Source organism: Streptomyces tendae, assembly GCF_008632955.1.
Classification (GTDB): Bacteria; Actinomycetota; Actinomycetes; order Streptomycetales; family Streptomycetaceae; genus Streptomyces.
On the sequence record NZ_CP043959.1, the window covers coordinates 2,222,371 to 2,238,297 of the forward strand.

Genomic DNA, 15,927 nt, shown 5'->3' on the forward strand with positions numbered 1-15,927 from the left:
CGTGGCTGCCCGCAACACGGCCCGCAAGCGCGCCTTCCAGATCATCTTCGAGGGCGACCAGCGCGGCACCGAGGTCCTCACGGTCCTCGCCGACTGGATCCGGCACTCCCGGTCCGACACCCGGCAGCCGCCGGTGAGCGAGTACACGATGCAGCTCGTCGAGGGCTACGCGGAACACGCGAAGCGTATCGACGAGCTGATCGCCCAGTACTCGGTCGGCTGGACGCTCGACCGGATGCCGGTCGTGGACCGCTCCATCCTGCGGCTCGGCGCGTACGAGCTGATCTGGGTCGACGAGACGCCGGACGCGGTCGTCCTGGACGAGATGGTGCAGCTGGCGAAGGAGTTCTCCACGGACGAGTCGCCCTCGTTCGTGAACGGCCTCCTCGGCCGCCTGAAGGAACTCAAGCCCTCACTGCGCCGCGACCAGTAAGCCGCCCCGTCGGCAAGTGCCCCTCAGGGGCGAGGGGGACAGCGCGCTCAGCCACAGACGGCCCGCACCCGAAGTCAACCGCAGCCGGCAGACAGAAAACCGCCGGGGTGGCCGGTCCCGAAAGGTCCGGCCACCCCGGCGGCACGTTTCTGCGCCCCCGCGGAGCGCCTACACGTCCTCGTGCGAGGCCACCGCACGGCGCGCGTCCGCGTCCAGCACGCCCCAGCTGATCAGCTGCTCCGTGAGGACCGACGGCGACTGGTCGTAGATGACGGCGAGCGTGCGCAGGTCGTCCTGGCGGATCGACAGCACCTTGCCGTTGTAGTCGCCGCGCTGCGACTGGATCGTCGCCGCGTAGCGCTGCAGCGGGCCCGCCTTCTCGGCCGGCACCGTGGCCAGCCGCTCCAGGTCCAGGACCAGCTTCGGCGGCGGCTCGGCGGCCCCGCCCGGGGTGGTGCCCGGCAGCAGCTCCTGCACCGGAACGCCGTAGAAGTCCGCCAGCTCCGCGAGGCGCTGCACGGTCACGGCGCGGTCGCCGCGCTCGTACGAACCGACCACGACCGCCTTCCAGCGGCCCTGGGACTTCTCCTCGACACCGTGGAGGGAAAGGCCCTGCTGGGTGCGGATCGCCCGGAGCTTGGCCCCGAGCTGTTTGGCGTATTCGCTGGACATATAGCTCCCCGGCACTGTGTCGACGCGGATGGCTGGATTCCATGCCGCGCGGCTGGTAACTCACTGTGAGGTTACGCAGCGTTACTCTCGTGCGTCAAGCCGAATGGTCCACACCGACTCTTCCGTGGTAGCGAAGATCGGCTGCTCCATCCGGGTGACGGGGGTGTCGCTGCGGCCGGGGGCCGACCTGTTAGCCTGAGGAACGCACATCCGACGTCCTTTAAGGTCCGTCCCGTGAGGCGGAGAAGGAGGTCCGTTTCGTATGGACAAGCTCGAACCGCAACCGCCGCATTCCTCGCGGCCGGACGCACGGCCCGTTCTCGAGGCCCCCGACATCGCGCGGGTCATGACGCGTATCGCCCACGAGATCGTCGAACGCGCCAAGGGCGCCGACGACGTGGTGCTCCTCGGCATCCCGACCCGAGGCGTCTTCCTCGCCCGGCGGCTCGCCGAGAAGCTCGAGCAGATCACCGAGCGCAAGGTCCCGGTCGGCTCCCTCGACATCACCATGTACCGCGACGACCTGCGTCTGCAGCCGCCGCGTGCGCTGGCCCGCACCGAGATCCCCGGTGACGGCCTCGACGGCAAGCTGGTCGTCCTCGTCGACGACGTGCTCTTCTCCGGCCGCACCATCCGCGCCGCCCTCGACGCCCTGAACGACATCGGGCGCCCCCGCGCGGTGCAGCTGGCGGTGCTCGTCGACCGCGGCCACCGCGAACTGCCCATCCGCGCCGACTACGTCGGCAAGAACCTCCCCACGTCGCTGCGGGAGACGGTCAAGGTCCTGCTCGCCGAGGAGGACGGCCGCGACACCGTGCTGCTCGGCGCCAAGCAGATCCCCCAGTAGCACCGCGAAGCGCGCGCCGGACCGGTGTGCGCCGGCGCGGCACGCCCCCGCGCGTACCCGTCTGCCCGATTTCGCCTCATTGAACTGCTTTTACGGAGCCTGACAGATGCAGCGTCATCTCATCTCGGCCGCCGACCTCACCCGCGACGACGCCGTCCTCATCCTCGACACCGCCGAGGAGATGGCCCGGGTCGCAGACCGGCCGATCAAGAAACTCCCCACCCTGCGCGGCCGCACCGTCGTCAACCTCTTCTTCGAGGACTCCACCCGGACCCGGATCTCCTTCGAGGCCGCCGAGAAGCGGCTGTCCGCGGACGTCATCAACTTCACCGCCAAGGGCTCCAGCGTCTCCAAGGGCGAGTCCCTGAAGGACACCGCCCAGACGCTGGAGGCCATGGGCGTCGACGCGGTCGTCATCCGGCACGGCGCCTCCGGCGCCCCCTACCGGCTCGCCACCTCCGGCTGGATCGACGCGCACGTCATCAACGCGGGCGACGGCACCCACCAGCACCCCACCCAGGCGCTGCTCGACGCCTTCACCATGCGGCGCCGGCTCGTCGGCCGTGACGCCGGGCTCGGGCACGACCTGAACGGCCGCCGCATCACGCTCGTCGGCGACGTCCTGCACAGCCGGGTCGCCCGCTCCAACGTCGACCTGCTGCACACGCTCGGTGCCGAGGTCACCCTCGTCGCCCCGCCCACCCTGCTCCCGGTCGGCGTCGAGACCTGGCCCTGCGAGGTGTCGTACGACCTGGACTCCACGCTGCCCAAGTCGGACGCGGTGATGATGCTGCGCGTCCAGCGCGAGCGGATGAACGCCGCGTTCTTCCCCACCGAGCGGGAGTACTCGCGCCGCTACGGCCTCGACGGCGAGCGCATGGCGCGGATGCCCGAGCACGCGATCGTGATGCACCCCGGCCCGATGGTCCGCGGCATGGAGATCACCGCCGAGGTCGCGGACTCCGACCGCTGCACCGTGATCGAACAGGTCACCAACGGCGTCTCCATCCGGATGGCCGTCCTGTACCTGCTGCTCGGCGGAGCCGAGTTCCAGGCCCCGAGCACCCCCGCCCGTACCGCCGAGGAGAAGTGAGAACGATGAGCAAGACCGTGATCCGTGGTGCGCAGGTGCTCGGCGGCGAGCCGCAGGACGTCCTGATCGACGGCGAAACGATCATCCAGGTCGGCACCGGGCTCTCCGCCGACGGCGCGGAGGTCGTCGAGGCCGGCGGCAAGGTGCTGCTGCCGGGCCTGGTCGACCTGCACACCCACCTGCGCGAGCCCGGCCGCGAGGACTCCGAGACCGTCCTGACCGGCACCCGGGCGGCCGCGAGCGGCGGCTACACCGCCGTGTTCGCCATGGCCAACACCTTCCCGGTCGCCGACACCGCCGGTGTCGTCGAGCAGGTCTGGCGGCTCGGCAAGGAGCACGGCTACTGCGACGTGCGGCCCGTCGGCGCCGTCACCGTCGGCCTGGACGGCCAGAAGCTCGCCGAACTCGGCGCCATGCACGAGTCCGCGGCCGGCGTCACCGTCTTCTCCGACGACGGCAAGTGCGTCCACGACGCGGTGATCATGCGCCGCGCCCTGGAGTACGTGAAGGCCTTCGACGGGGTCGTCGCCCAGCACGCCCAGGAACCCCGGCTCACCGAGGGCGCCCAGATGAACGAGGGCGTCGTCTCCGCCGAGCTGGGTCTCGGCGGCTGGCCGGCCGTCGCCGAGGAGTCGATCATCGCCCGGGACGTGCTGCTCGCCGAGCACGTCGGCTCCCGCGTCCACATCTGCCACCTGTCGACCGCCGGGTCCGTGGAGATCGTCCGCTGGGCCAAGTCCCGCGGCATCCGCGTCACCGCCGAGGTCACCCCGCACCACCTGCTGCTCACCGACGAGCTGGTGCGCTCGTACAACCCGGTCTACAAGGTCAACCCGCCGCTGCGCACCGAGCGCGACGTCCTGGCCCTGCGCGAGGCGCTCGCCGACGGCACGATCGACATCGTCGCCACGACCACGCCCGCACCGCACGAGGACAAGGACTGCGAGTGGGCCGCCGCCGCCATGGGGATGGTCGGCCTGGAGACCGCGCTGTCGGTGGTCCAGGAGACGATGGTGGACACGGGCCTGCTGGACTGGGCCGGTGTCGCCGAGCGCATGTCCCACGCGCCCGCCCGTATCGGACGGGCCGAGGGGCACGGCCGCCCCGTCTCGGCAGGTGAGCCCGCCAACCTCACCCTCGTCGACACGGCATACCGTGGATCGGTGGACCCCGCGGGCTTCGCCTCGCGCAGCCGCAACACCCCCTACGAGGGTCGCGAACTGCCGGGCCGTGTCACGCACACCTGGCTGCGGGGCAAGGCCACGCTCGTCGACGGGAAGCTCACGTGACACCTGTACTCCTGCTGGCCGCCGAGAAGGAATCGGCGGAAGTGACCGACTGGGCCGCCCGGATCGGCTGGGTCGTCGGACTCGCCCTCTTCGTCGCGCTCGTCTACTGGCTGATGCGCGAGGGCTGGAAGTGGCGAGGGACGCTCCAGAGCGACCTGCCGGAGCTGCACAGCGCGCCGGACGACCCCGGCCCGGCGACACTGACCATGAGCGGCCGCTACCACGGGTCCACCACCGCCGGCCAGTGGCTCGACCGCATCGTGGCGCACGGTCTGGGCACCCGCAGCCGGGCCGAGCTCACCCTGACCGACGCCGGACTGGACGTCGTACGCCCCGGGGCGGACGACTTCTTCATCCCGGCGGACGCGCTGCGCGAGGCCCGGCTCGACAAGGGCATCGCCGGCAAGGTCCTCACCGAGGGCGGCCTGCTGGTCGTCACCTGGGCGCACGGCGAGCGGCTGATCGACTCGGGCTTCCGGTCCGACCACGCCGCCGAGCACAACGACTGGGTGGAAGCCCTCACCAACATGATCAACAAGACGGAAGGCGCACGATGACAACCTCCACCAGGGGAGCCGACAAGGTTCCCGCCGTTCTCGTCCTGGAGGACGGCCGGATCTTCCGCGGCCGCTCCTACGGGGCGGTGGGGGAGACCTTCGGCGAAGCGGTGTTCTCCACCGGCATGACCGGCTACCAGGAGACCCTCACCGACCCGTCGTACCACCGGCAGGTCGTGGTGATGACCGCCCCGCACGTCGGCAACACCGGCGTCAACGACGAGGACGCCGAGTCCAAGCGGATCTGGGTCTCCGGCTATGTGGTGCGCGACCCCGCGCGCGTGCCCTCCAACTGGCGCTCACGCCGCACGCTCGACGAGGAGCTGGCCGCCCAGGGCGTCGTCGGCATCAGCGGCATCGACACCCGCGCCCTCACCCGCCACCTGCGTGAGCGCGGCGCCATGCGCGTCGGCATCTTCAGCGGCGACGCGGTGCGCGACGACGCGGCGCTGCTCGCCCGCGTCCAGGAGGCGCCCGAGATGAAGGGCGCCGACCTCTCCGCCGAGGTCGCCACCACCGAGCCGTACGTCGTCCCCGCGGTCGGTGAGAAGAAGTTCACCGTCGCCGCCGTCGACCTCGGCATCAAGGGCATGACCCCGCAGCGCATGGCCGAGCGCGGCATCGAGGTGCACGTGCTGCCGGCCACCGCGACCGTCGACGACGTCTACGCGGTCAACCCGGACGGCGTGTTCTTCTCCAACGGCCCCGGCGACCCCGCCACCGCCGACCACCCCGTCTCCGTGATGCGGGGCGTGCTGGAGCGCGGCACCCCCCTGTTCGGCATCTGCTTCGGCAACCAGATCCTCGGCCGCGCCCTCGGCTTCGGCACCTTCAAGCTGAAGTACGGCCACCGTGGCATCAACCAGCCGGTGCAGGACCGTACGACCGGCAAGGTCGAGGTCACCGCGCACAACCACGGCTTCGCCGTGGACGCCCCGCTCGACAAGGTCTCCGACACCCCGTTCGGCCGCGCCGAGGTGTCCCACGTCTGCCTCAACGACAACGTGGTGGAGGGCCTCCAACTGCTCGACAAGCCGGCCTTCAGCGTCCAGTACCACCCCGAAGCGGCAGCGGGCCCGCACGACGCCGCGTACCTGTTCGACCGCTTCGTCTCCCTGATGGAGGGCCAGCGTGCCTAAGCGCACCGATATCCAGTCCGTCCTGGTCATCGGCTCCGGCCCGATCGTCATCGGCCAGGCCGCGGAGTTCGACTACTCCGGCACCCAGGCCTGCCGCGTGCTCAAGGCCGAGGGCCTGCGTGTGATCCTGGTCAACTCCAACCCGGCGACGATCATGACCGACCCGGAGATCGCCGACGCCACCTACGTCGAGCCGATCACGCCCGAGTTCGTCGAGAAGATCATCGCCAAGGAGCAGCCGGACGCCCTGCTGCCCACCCTGGGCGGCCAGACGGCCCTGAACACCGCGATCTCCCTGCACGGCAACGGCGTCCTGGAGAAGTACGGCGTCGAGCTGATCGGCGCCAACGTCGAGGCCATCAACAAGGGCGAGGACCGCGACCTGTTCAAGGAGGTCGTCGAGGAGGTCCGCCGCAAGATCGGCCACGGCGAGTCCGCCCGCTCCTACATCTGCCACTCCATGGACGACGTCCTCAAGGGCGTCGAGGAGCTCGGCGGCTACCCCGTCGTCGTCCGCCCGTCCTTCACCATGGGCGGCGCCGGCTCCGGCTTCGCGCACGACGAGGAGGAACTGCGCCGCATCGCCGGCCAGGGCCTCACCCTCTCGCCGACCACCGAGGTGCTCCTCGAGGAGTCCATCCTCGGCTGGAAGGAGTACGAGCTGGAGCTGATGCGCGACAAGAACGACAACGTCGTGGTCGTCTGCTCCATCGAGAACTTCGACCCCATGGGTGTGCACACCGGCGACTCGATCACCGTCGCCCCGGCGATGACGCTGACCGACCGCGAGTACCAGGTGCTGCGCGACGTCGGCATCGCGATCATCCGCGAGGTCGGTGTCGACACCGGCGGCTGCAACATCCAGTTCGCGGTGAACCCCGAGGACGGCCGGGTCATCGTCATCGAGATGAACCCCCGCGTCTCGCGCTCCTCCGCGCTCGCCTCCAAGGCGACCGGCTTCCCCATCGCCAAGATCGCCGCCAAGCTCGCCGTCGGCTACACCCTCGACGAGATCCCGAACGACATCACGCAGGAGACCCCGGCCTCCTTCGAGCCGACCCTCGACTACGTGGTCGTGAAGGCCCCGCGGTTCGCCTTCGAGAAGTTCCCGAGCGCCGACTCCACCCTCACCACCACCATGAAGTCGGTCGGCGAGGCCATGGCCATCGGCCGCAACTTCACCGAGGCCTTCCAGAAGGCGCTGCGCTCCCTGGAGAAGAAGGGCAGCCAGTTCACCTTCACCGGCGAGCCCGGCGACAAGGCCGAACTGCTGCGCGAGGCCGTCCGGCCCACCGACGGCCGCATCAACGCCGTCATGCAGGCCATCCGCGCGGGCGCCACCCCCGAGGAGGTCTTCGACGCCACGAAGATCGACCCGTGGTTCGTCGACCAGCTCTTCCTCATCAAGGAGATCGCCGACGAGCTGGCCGCCGCCCCCGAGCTCACCCCCGGCCTGCTCGCCGAGGCCAAGCGGCACGGCTTCTCCGACCAGCAGATCGGTGAGATCCGGGGCCTGCGCGAGGACGTCGTCCGCGAGGTCCGGCACGCCCTCGGCATCCGCCCGGTCTACAAGACGGTCGACACCTGCGCCGCCGAGTTCGCCGCGCGGACGCCGTACTTCTACTCCTCCTACGACGAGGAGACCGAGGTCGCGCCGCGCGAGAAGCCGGCCGTCATCATCCTCGGCTCCGGTCCCAACCGCATCGGCCAGGGCATCGAGTTCGACTACTCCTGCGTCCACGCCTCCTTCGCCCTGAGCGACGCCGGCTACGAGACCGTGATGGTCAACTGCAACCCCGAGACCGTCTCCACCGACTACGACACCTCCGACCGGCTCTACTTCGAGCCGCTCACCCTGGAGGACGTCCTGGAGATCGTGCACGCCGAGCAGCAGGCCGGACCGGTCGCGGGCGTCGTCGTGCAGCTCGGCGGCCAGACCCCGCTCGGCCTGTCCCAGGCCCTCAAGGACAACGGCGTGCCGGTCGTCGGCACGCCCCCGGAGGCGATCCACGCCGCCGAGGACCGCGGCGCCTTCGGCCGGGTCCTCAAGGAGGCCGGCCTGCCCGCCCCCAAGCACGGCACCGCCACCACCTTCGCCGAGGCCAAGGCCATCGCCGACGAGATCGGCTACCCGGTCCTGGTGCGCCCGTCGTACGTGCTCGGCGGCCGCGGCATGGAGATCGTCTACGACGAGACCCGGCTGGAGAGCTACATCGCCGAGTCGACGGAGATCAGCCCCTCCCGGCCGGTCCTCGTCGACCGCTTCCTCGACGACGCCATCGAGATCGACGTCGACGCCCTGTACGACGGCGAGGAGCTTTATCTCGGCGGCGTCATGGAGCACATCGAAGAGGCCGGCATCCACTCCGGCGACTCGGCGTGCGCCCTGCCTCCGATCACCCTCGGCGGCTTCGACATCAAGCGGCTGCGCGCCTCCACCGAGGCCATCGCGCGCGGGGTGGGCGTGCGCGGACTGATCAACATCCAGTTCGCCCTCGCCGGGGACATCCTCTACGTCCTGGAGGCCAACCCGCGCGCCTCGCGCACCGTCCCCTTCACCTCGAAGGCGACCGCGGTGCCGCTGGCCAAGGCCGCCGCCCGCATCTCGCTGGGCGCCACCGTCGCCGAGCTGCGAGCCGAGGGCATCCTCCCGGCCACCGGCGACGGCGGCGAGCTGCCGCTGGACGCGCCGATCTCCGTCAAGGAGGCCGTGATGCCGTGGTCCCGCTTCCGGGACATCCACGGCCGCGGCGTCGACACGGTCCTCGGCCCGGAGATGCGCTCCACCGGCGAGGTCATGGGCATCGACAGCGTCTTCGGCACGGCTTACGCCAAGTCGCAGGCCGGCGCCTACGGGCCGCTGCCCACCAAGGGCCGCGCGTTCATCTCGGTCGCCAACCGCGACAAGCGCTCGATGATCTTCCCGGCGCGCGAGCTGGTGGCGCACGGCTTCGAGCTGCTGGCCACCTCCGGCACCGCCGAGGTCCTCAAGCGCAACGGCATCAAGGCCACCGTCGTGCGTAAACAGTTCGAGGGCACCGGACCCAACGGTGAGAAGACCATCGTCCAGCTCATCCACGACGGGGAGGTCGACCTCATCGTCAACACCCCGTACGGCACGGGGGGCCGGCTCGACGGCTACGAGATCCGCACCGCGGCCGTACGCCTGACCACGGTCGCACCGCGGCCGTGGCCCGCTCGGTGCCCTGCCTGACCACGGTCCAGGCGCTCGCCGCCGCGGTCCAGGGCATCGACGCGCTCAACCGGGGCGACGTGGGAGTCCGCTCGCTCCAGGAACACGCGGAACACCTGACAGCGGCCCGCGAGGACCAGTAGCCCCCAGGGGGACACCGGAAACGGTGTCCCCCGCTTCATGAGGACACCATGTACAGGATTCTGTTCACCCTGCTCTTCTCCCGCATGGACCCGGAGCAGGCCCACCACCTGGCCTTCCGCTGGATCCGCCGCGTCGCGCGCGTCCCGGTCCTGCGCACCTTCGTCGCCGCCGTGCTCGCCCCCCGCCACCAGGAGCTGCGCACCGAGGCCCTCGGACTGCGGCTGCACAGCCCCTTCGGCCTGGCCGCCGGCTTCGACAAGAACGCCGTCGGGATCGACGGCCTGGCGATGCTCGGCTTCGACCACGTCGAGATCGGCACGGTCACCGGCGAACCGCAGCCCGGCAACCCCAGGAAGCGGCTGTTCCGGCTGGTCGCCGACCGGGCGCTGATCAACCGCATGGGCTTCAACAACGACGGCTCGCTCGCCGTCGCCGCCCGCCTGGCCTCCCGCACACCGGTCTTCCGCACGGTCGTGGGCGTCAACATCGGCAAGACCAAGGTCGTCCCGGAGTCCGAGGCCGCCGCCGACTACGTGAAGTCCGCCGAGCGGCTCGCCCCGCACGCCGACTACCTGGTCGTCAACGTCTCGTCCCCGAACACCCCCGGACTGCGCAGCCTCCAGGCCGTGGACCAGCTCCGCCCGCTGCTCACCGCCGTCCGCGAGGCCGCCGACCGCGCGGTACCGGCCCGCCGGGTGCCGCTGCTGGTGAAGATCGCCCCCGACCTGGCCGACGAGGACGTCGACGCCGTCGCGGACCTCGCCGTGGAACTCGGCCTCGACGGCATCATCGCCACCAACACCACCATCGCCCGCGAGGGCCTCGGCCTGACCTCGGACCCGTCCGTGGTCCAGGAGACCGGCGGACTGTCCGGCGCGCCCCTCAAGGCACGCTCCCTCGAGGTGCTGCGCCGCCTCTACGCGCGCGTGGGCGACCGGATCACGCTGATCGGCGTGGGCGGCGTCGAGAACGCCGAGGACGCCTGGCAGCGCATCCTGGCAGGCGCCACGCTGGTCCAGGGGTACAGCGCGTTCATCTACCAAGGCCCCTTCTGGGCCCGCGCCATCCACAAGGGGCTCGCCGCGCGGCTGCGCACCAGCCCCTACGCCACGCTCGCCGACGCGGTGGGCGCCGACGTGAGGACCACGACATGACCGGACCGGATCCCTTCGGACTGCGGCTGCGCCGTGCGATGGACGAGCGGGGACCGCTGTGCGTGGGCATCGACCCGCACGCCTCGCTGCTCGCCGAGTGGGGCCTGAACGACGACGTGAACGGTCTCGAGCGGTTCAGCCGCACGGTCGTCGAGGCCGTCGCCGGCCGGGTCGCCGTGCTCAAGCCGCAGAGCGCCTTCTTCGAGCGGTTCGGCTCGCGCGGCGTCGCCGTGCTGGAGACGACCGTGCGCGAGGCCCGGGAGGCCGGGGCGCTCGTCGTCATGGACGCCAAGCGCGGCGACATCGGCTCCACCATGGCCGCCTACGCCGAGTCGTTCCTGCACAAGGGCGCGCCGCTGTTCTCCGACGCCCTCACCGTCTCGCCGTACCTCGGCTACGGCTCGCTGAGCCCCGCCGTCGCGTTGGCCCGGGAGTCCGGCGCCGGACTGTTCGTGCTGGCGCTGACGTCCAACCCGGAGGGCGGCGAGGTGCAGCACGCGGTGCGCCCCGACGGGCGCACCGTCGGGGCGACGATGCTCGCGCACCTCGCGCTGGAGAACGCCGGCGAGGAACCGCTCGGCTCCTTCGGCGCCGTGGTCGGCGCGACCCTCGGCGACCTGTCGTCGTACGACCTGGACATGGGCGGGCCGATCCTGGCGCCGGGCATCGGCGCGCAGGGCGCCACGGCGGCCGACCTTCCGGCCGTGTTCGGGCGCGCGGTGCGCAACGTCGTGCCGAACGTCAGCCGGGGAGTGTTGCGCCACGGTCCCGACGTCGTCGCTCTGCGTGACGCCGCGGAGCGGTTCGCGGACGGGATACGGGCCGCCGTGACGGCCGCCTGAGACGTCCGACGAGCAACTCCGTGGTCGTCGCACTCTGGATACACCCTCAAATCCGCAGTGATATGTCTGTAATGTCCGTCCTGGCGGAGGCTGACCAGGACTTTTCCGCTGTTCTCGCTGACTCAGGCGGCGATGGCCGCTAGTCTCCGACGGAGAGTGAACGGGCAACACGTGTTGCCCGTGACTCCCCAGGTGTGGGGCGACTAGGTTCCTCACCGGTCCGTATCCGACAGTTCGACATCCGAGGTGACGTAGGCGTGGCTCTTCCGCCCCTTACCCCTGAACAGCGCGCAGCCGCGCTCGAAAAGGCCGCCGCGGCTCGCCGGGAGCGGGCCGAGGTCAAGAATCGACTCAAGCACTCCGGCGCCTCCCTGCACGAGGTCATCAAGCAGGGCCAGGAGAACGACGTCATCGGCAAGATGAAGGTCTCCGCCCTGCTCGAGTCCCTGCCGGGCGTGGGCAAGGTCCGCGCCAAGCAGATCATGGAGCGTCTGGGGATCTCCGAGAGCCGCCGCGTGCGGGGTCTCGGTTCGAACCAGATCGCCTCCCTGGAGCGCGAGTTCGGCAGCACCGGCTCCTGAGTCCCGGACCGTCCGGGACCTCCGTCCCGGACAGCCCGCGATTGCTGGAATAATCGCCGCATGGCTGCAACACCCCGGGGGACGTCCCCCGTACCCCCGGACGATCGTCCGCGGCTGACCGTGCTCTCCGGCCCCTCAGGGGTCGGCAAGAGCACGGTCGTCGCTCATATGCGCAAGGAACACCCCGAGGTCTGGCTCTCGGTGTCGGCGACGACCCGCATGCCCCGTCCCGGTGAGCAGCACGGTGTCCACTACTTCTTCGTCACCGACGAGGAGATGGACAAGCTGATCGCCAACGGCGAGCTGCTGGAGTGGGCCGAGTTCGCCGGCAACCGCTACGGCACGCCCCGCGCGGCGGTGCTGGAGCACCTGGAGGCGGGTGTGCCCGTGCTCCTGGAGATCGACCTCCAGGGCGCGCGGCAGGTCCGTGAGTCCATGGCCGAGGCCCAGCTGGTCTTCCTGGCCCCTCCCTCCTGGGAGGAGCTGGTGCGCAGGCTCACCGGCCGGGGTACCGAGTCGCCCGAGGTCATCGAGCGCCGCCTGGCGGCCGCGAGGACCGAACTCGCGGCCGAGCCGGAGTTCGACACCACCCTGGTCAACACCTCCGTCGAGGCGGTCGCCCGCGAGCTGCTAGCCTTGATGAACGTCGTGTGATCGTGGACAACCGTCCGCAGACCAGATCGACAGAATCTTTCCCATCCATCGGAAGGTAGAGCGTGTCCTCTTCCATCTCCGCGCCCGAGGGCATCATCAACCCGCCGATCGACGAGCTTCTCGAGGCCACGGACTCGAAGTACAGCCTCGTGATCTACGCGGCCAAGCGGGCCCGCCAGATCAACGCGTACTACTCGCAGCTCGGCGAGGGTCTCCTCGAGTACGTCGGTCCTCTCGTCGACACCCACGTCCACGAGAAGCCGCTCTCGATCGCCCTGCGCGAGATCAACGCGGGACTGCTGACCTCCGAGGCCGTCGAAGGCCCCGCCCAGTAATCGGTCAGTACGTCGTACCATCAGCTTGCAGCTGACTTTTCCACAGGCCCGGCAGCACGTCTGCCGGGCCTGTGGTGTCTCATGGGGGATGGCAGCAGGTTTCCGAGGCGCGGGGAGAGACGGTGGACAAGCCGAAGGTCGTTCTGGGGGTCAGTGGCGGCATCGCCGCCTACAAGGCCTGTGAGCTGCTCCGGCGGCTCACGGAGTCGGGACACGACGTACGCGTCGTCCCCACCGCCTCCGCCCTGCACTTCGTCGGCGCCGCCACCTGGTCCGCCCTGTCCGGCAACCCCGTCTCCACCGAGGTCTGGGACGACGTCCACGAGGTGCCGCACGTCCGCATCGGCCAGCACGCCGACCTGGTGGTCGTCGCCCCGGCCACGGCGGACATGCTCGCCAAGGCGGCCCACGGCCTCGCCGACGACCTGCTGACCAACACCCTGCTCACCGCGCGCTGCCCGGTGGTCTTCGCCCCCGCCATGCACACCGAGATGTGGGAGCACCCGGCCACCCAGGAGAACGTGGCCACCCTGCGCTCCCGGGGCGCCGTCGTCATCGAGCCGGCTGTCGGCCGCCTCACCGGCGTCGACACCGGCAAGGGCCGGCTGCCCGACCCGGCCGAGATCTTCGAGGTCTGCCGCCGCGTCCTGGCACGCGGCGCCGCCGACCCCGACCTCGCGGGCCGGCACGTCGTCGTGAGCGCCGGCGGCACCCGCGAGCCCCTCGACCCGGTCCGCTTCCTCGGCAACCGCTCCTCCGGCAAGCAGGGCTACGCCCTCGCCCGCACCGCCGCCGCCCGCGGCGCCCGCGTCACGCTGATCGCGGCCAACACCGCGCTGCCCGACCCGGCCGGGGTGGACATCGTCCGCGTCGGGACCGCCGTGGAGCTGCGCGAGGCCGTCGTGAGCGCCGCCGCCGACGCGGACGCCGTGGTCATGGCCGCCGCCGTCGCCGACTTCCGCCCCGCGGTCTACGCGGCCGGGAAGATAAAGAAGAAGGACGGCGAGGAGCCGGAGCCCATCACCCTGGTGCGGAATCCGGACATTCTCGCGGAGGTTTCCGGCGACCGGGTGAGGTCCGGACAGGTGATCGTGGGCTTCGCCGCGGAGACCGACGACGTCCTCGCCAACGGCCGCGCCAAGCTCAAGCGCAAGGGCTGCGACCTGCTCGTGGTGAACGAGGTGGGCGAGACCAAGACCTTCGGTTCCGAGACCAACGAGGCCGTGGTGCTGGGCGCCGACGGCAGCGAGACGCCCGTCCCGCACGGCCCGAAGGAGGCCCTCGCCGACACCGTCTGGGACCTCGTGGCCGAGCGCCTCGCATGAGTGGCTCATCCACGGCCCGCATCCTCGGAACGTCCTCCTCCGGGGTGTGGCGCCTCTGGCGAACCGCGCCTCGCCCGGAGAGAATGCCCGTGCCGCAGGTCACAGCCCTCTCGCGAGGCGAGACGCGGGGACCCGTGGCGCGGCACGACCGATAAACTGTTCCACGGACGGCGTCGGGTGCAGCCCCCGCCGTTCGCCCATGATCAGCCAGCAGCCGCTGCAACCCCAGGGAGCATTGTGTCCCGTCGTCTGTTCACCTCGGAGTCCGTGACCGAGGGTCACCCCGACAAGATCGCTGACCAGATCAGCGACACCATCCTCGACGCGTTGCTCCGCGAGGACCCGTCGTCCCGGGTCGCCGTCGAGACCCTGATCACCACCGGCCTGGTGCACGTCGCCGGTGAGGTCACCACCAAGACGTACGCGGACATCGCGACGCTGGTGCGCAGCAAGATCCTGGAGATCGGTTACGACTCCTCGAAGAAGGGCTTCGACGGCGCCTCCTGCGGCGTCTCGGTGTCGATCGGCGCGCAGTCCCCGGACATCGCCCAGGGTGTCGACACGGCGTACGAGACCCGTGTCGAGGGCGACGACGACGAGCTGGACCGGCAGGGCGCCGGCGACCAGGGCCTGATGTTCGGCTACGCGACGGACGAGACGCCGACGCTGATGCCGCTGCCGATCTTCCTCGCCCACCGCCTGTCCAAGCGCCTGTCCGACGTCCGCAAGAACGGGACCATCCCCTACCTGCGCCCGGACGGCAAGACCCAGGTCACCATCGAGTACGACGGCGACAAGGCGGTCCGCCTGGACACCGTGGTCGTCTCCTCGCAGCATGCCTCCGACATCGACCTGGAGTCGCTGCTCGCGCCCGACATCCGCGAGTTCGTGGTGGAGCCGGAGCTGAAGGCGCTCCTCGACGACGGCATCAAGCTGGACACCGAGAAGTACCGCCTGCTGGTGAACCCCACCGGCCGCTTCGAGATCGGCGGCCCGATGGGCGACGCCGGCCTCACCGGCCGCAAGATCATCATCGACACCTACGGCGGCATGGCCCGCCACGGCGGCGGCGCGTTCTCCGGCAAGGACCCGTCCAAGGTGGACCGCTCCGCCGCGTACGCGATGCGCTGGGTCGCGAAGAACGTGGTGGCGGCCGGCCTCGCCGCGCGCTGCGAGGTCCAGGTGGCCTACGCGATCGGCAAGGCCGAGCCGGTGGGCCTGTTCGTTGAGACCTTCGGCACCGCCAAGGTCGACGTCGAGCGGATCGAGCGGGCCATCGACGACGTCTTCGACCTCCGTCCCGCCGCGATCATCCGCGACCTGGACCTGCTGCGGCCGATCTACGCCCAGACCGCCGCGTACGGTCACTTCGGCCGTGAGCTGCCGGACTTCACCTGGGAGCGGACCGACCGCGTGGACGCGCTGCGGAAGGCCGCGGGGCTGTAGCCCCGCACGCTGTTTCGTCGCCTCGGCCCGGTGCGCCTCCCCCAGCGGGAGGGGCACCGGGCCTCGGTGTGTTCGAGAGCTGTGCCGGGCTGGTGGTCGGCCCGCCCTGGGGGGTGCCGTCGCGCCCACCCGTGCCGCTGGGATCCCCCCCAGGCTCTTGAGGCACTGGGAAGGCACGACTGCCCGCAACGGTGGCGGCCGGCGTTGTCAGTCGGGTTTGGAA

14 protein-coding genes and 1 pseudogene are annotated in these 15,927 nt (G+C 70.7%); 14 read left to right on the forward strand and 1 reads right to left on the reverse strand.

The window, feature by feature from the left end; translation table 11 throughout:
- The first annotated feature begins 1 nt into the window (after position 1).
- On the forward strand, positions 2-433 hold the full coding sequence (nusB, locus tag F3L20_RS10425) for a transcription antitermination factor NusB (RefSeq protein WP_150154004.1): 432 nt from the start codon (positions 2-4) through the stop codon (positions 431-433).
- A gap of 168 nt (positions 434-601) precedes the next feature.
- On the opposite strand, the gene bldD is transcribed toward nusB, so the two are convergent.
- On the reverse strand, positions 602-1,105 hold the full coding sequence (gene bldD / locus F3L20_RS10430; protein ID WP_024887373.1) for a transcriptional regulator BldD: 504 nt from the start codon (positions 1,103-1,105) through the stop codon (positions 602-604).
- A gap of 262 nt (positions 1,106-1,367) precedes the next feature.
- Here bldD and pyrR point away from each other — a divergent pair, with 262 nt between their 5' ends.
- The 13 genes and pseudogenes from pyrR to metK all read left to right on the forward strand — a co-directional run bounded on the left by pyrR (position 1,368) and on the right by metK (position 15,704).
- On the forward strand, positions 1,368-1,952 hold the full coding sequence (pyrR, locus tag F3L20_RS10435) for a bifunctional pyr operon transcriptional regulator/uracil phosphoribosyltransferase PyrR (RefSeq protein WP_150154005.1): 585 nt from the start codon (positions 1,368-1,370) through the stop codon (positions 1,950-1,952).
- A gap of 106 nt (positions 1,953-2,058) precedes the next feature.
- Entirely contained in the window at positions 2,059-3,045 is a 987-nt protein-coding gene (locus F3L20_RS10440; RefSeq protein WP_145827899.1) for an aspartate carbamoyltransferase catalytic subunit, read from the forward strand.
- A gap of 5 nt (positions 3,046-3,050) precedes the next feature.
- The gene (locus tag F3L20_RS10445; protein WP_150154006.1) at positions 3,051-4,334 is read left to right on the forward strand and encodes a dihydroorotase; all 1,284 of its coding nucleotides are present in this window, start codon (positions 3,051-3,053) and stop codon (positions 4,332-4,334) included.
- Positions 4,331-4,891: a hypothetical protein gene (locus F3L20_RS10450; RefSeq protein WP_145827897.1), complete on the forward strand. Its 561-nt coding sequence runs from the start codon at positions 4,331-4,333 to the stop codon at positions 4,889-4,891. Before F3L20_RS10445 ends, F3L20_RS10450 begins: the two co-directional genes overlap by 4 nt.
- The gene (carA, locus tag F3L20_RS10455; protein ID WP_150154007.1) at positions 4,888-6,030 is read left to right on the forward strand and encodes a glutamine-hydrolyzing carbamoyl-phosphate synthase small subunit; all 1,143 of its coding nucleotides are present in this window, start codon (positions 4,888-4,890) and stop codon (positions 6,028-6,030) included. Before F3L20_RS10450 ends, carA begins: the two co-directional genes overlap by 4 nt.
- Positions 6,023-9,366 (forward strand): annotated as a pseudogene (carB, locus tag F3L20_RS10460) (carbamoyl-phosphate synthase large subunit). The gene carA and the pseudogene carB overlap by 8 nt, the downstream one beginning before the upstream one ends.
- A 48-nt stretch (positions 9,367-9,414) precedes the next feature.
- The gene (locus F3L20_RS10465) at positions 9,415-10,521 is read left to right on the forward strand and encodes a quinone-dependent dihydroorotate dehydrogenase (protein ID WP_150154008.1); all 1,107 of its coding nucleotides are present in this window, start codon (positions 9,415-9,417) and stop codon (positions 10,519-10,521) included.
- A complete protein-coding gene (pyrF, locus tag F3L20_RS10470) occupies positions 10,518-11,363 on the forward strand; it encodes an orotidine-5'-phosphate decarboxylase (protein ID WP_150154009.1) in 846 nt (281 codons plus the stop codon). The genes F3L20_RS10465 and pyrF overlap by 4 nt, the downstream gene beginning before the upstream one ends.
- 257 nt (positions 11,364-11,620) lie before the next feature.
- Positions 11,621-11,944, forward strand: a complete 324-nt coding sequence (locus tag F3L20_RS10475; protein WP_003977346.1) for an integration host factor — start codon at positions 11,621-11,623, stop codon at positions 11,942-11,944.
- A gap of 60 nt (positions 11,945-12,004) precedes the next feature.
- Entirely contained in the window at positions 12,005-12,598 is a 594-nt protein-coding gene (gmk, locus tag F3L20_RS10480) for a guanylate kinase (protein WP_145827892.1), read from the forward strand.
- 62 nt (positions 12,599-12,660) lie between these two features.
- Positions 12,661-12,933 carry a DNA-directed RNA polymerase subunit omega gene (rpoZ, locus tag F3L20_RS10485; RefSeq protein ID WP_003988945.1) on the forward strand — a complete coding sequence of 91 codons (273 nt, stop codon included), beginning with the start codon at positions 12,661-12,663 and terminating at the stop codon, positions 12,931-12,933.
- Positions 12,934-13,055: 122 nt separating this feature from the next.
- On the forward strand, positions 13,056-14,258 hold the full coding sequence (gene coaBC, locus F3L20_RS10490; RefSeq protein WP_150154010.1) for a bifunctional phosphopantothenoylcysteine decarboxylase/phosphopantothenate--cysteine ligase CoaBC: 1,203 nt from the start codon (positions 13,056-13,058) through the stop codon (positions 14,256-14,258).
- A 237-nt stretch (positions 14,259-14,495) separates the two neighbouring features.
- Entirely contained in the window at positions 14,496-15,704 is a 1,209-nt protein-coding gene (gene metK / locus F3L20_RS10495) for a methionine adenosyltransferase (RefSeq protein ID WP_145827890.1), read from the forward strand.
- The last annotated feature ends 223 nt before the right edge of the window (positions 15,705-15,927 follow it).

Bases quoted from the DNA above. Each gene is read 5' to 3' on its own strand.
- bldD (WP_024887373.1), bottom strand. From the start codon at position 1,105: ATGTCCAGCGAATACGCCAAACAGCTCGGGGCCAAGCTCCGGGCGATC.
- pyrR (WP_150154005.1), top strand. From the start codon at position 1,368: ATGGACAAGCTCGAACCGCAACCGCCGCATTCCTCGCGGCCGGACGCA.
- F3L20_RS10440 (WP_145827899.1), top strand. From the start codon at position 2,059: ATGCAGCGTCATCTCATCTCGGCCGCCGACCTCACCCGCGACGACGCC.
- F3L20_RS10445 (WP_150154006.1), top strand. From the start codon at position 3,051: ATGAGCAAGACCGTGATCCGTGGTGCGCAGGTGCTCGGCGGCGAGCCG.
- carA (WP_150154007.1), top strand. From the start codon at position 4,888: ATGACAACCTCCACCAGGGGAGCCGACAAGGTTCCCGCCGTTCTCGTC.
- F3L20_RS10465 (WP_150154008.1), top strand. From the start codon at position 9,415: ATGTACAGGATTCTGTTCACCCTGCTCTTCTCCCGCATGGACCCGGAG.
- pyrF (WP_150154009.1), top strand. From the start codon at position 10,518: ATGACCGGACCGGATCCCTTCGGACTGCGGCTGCGCCGTGCGATGGAC.
- gmk (WP_145827892.1), top strand. From the start codon at position 12,005: ATGGCTGCAACACCCCGGGGGACGTCCCCCGTACCCCCGGACGATCGT.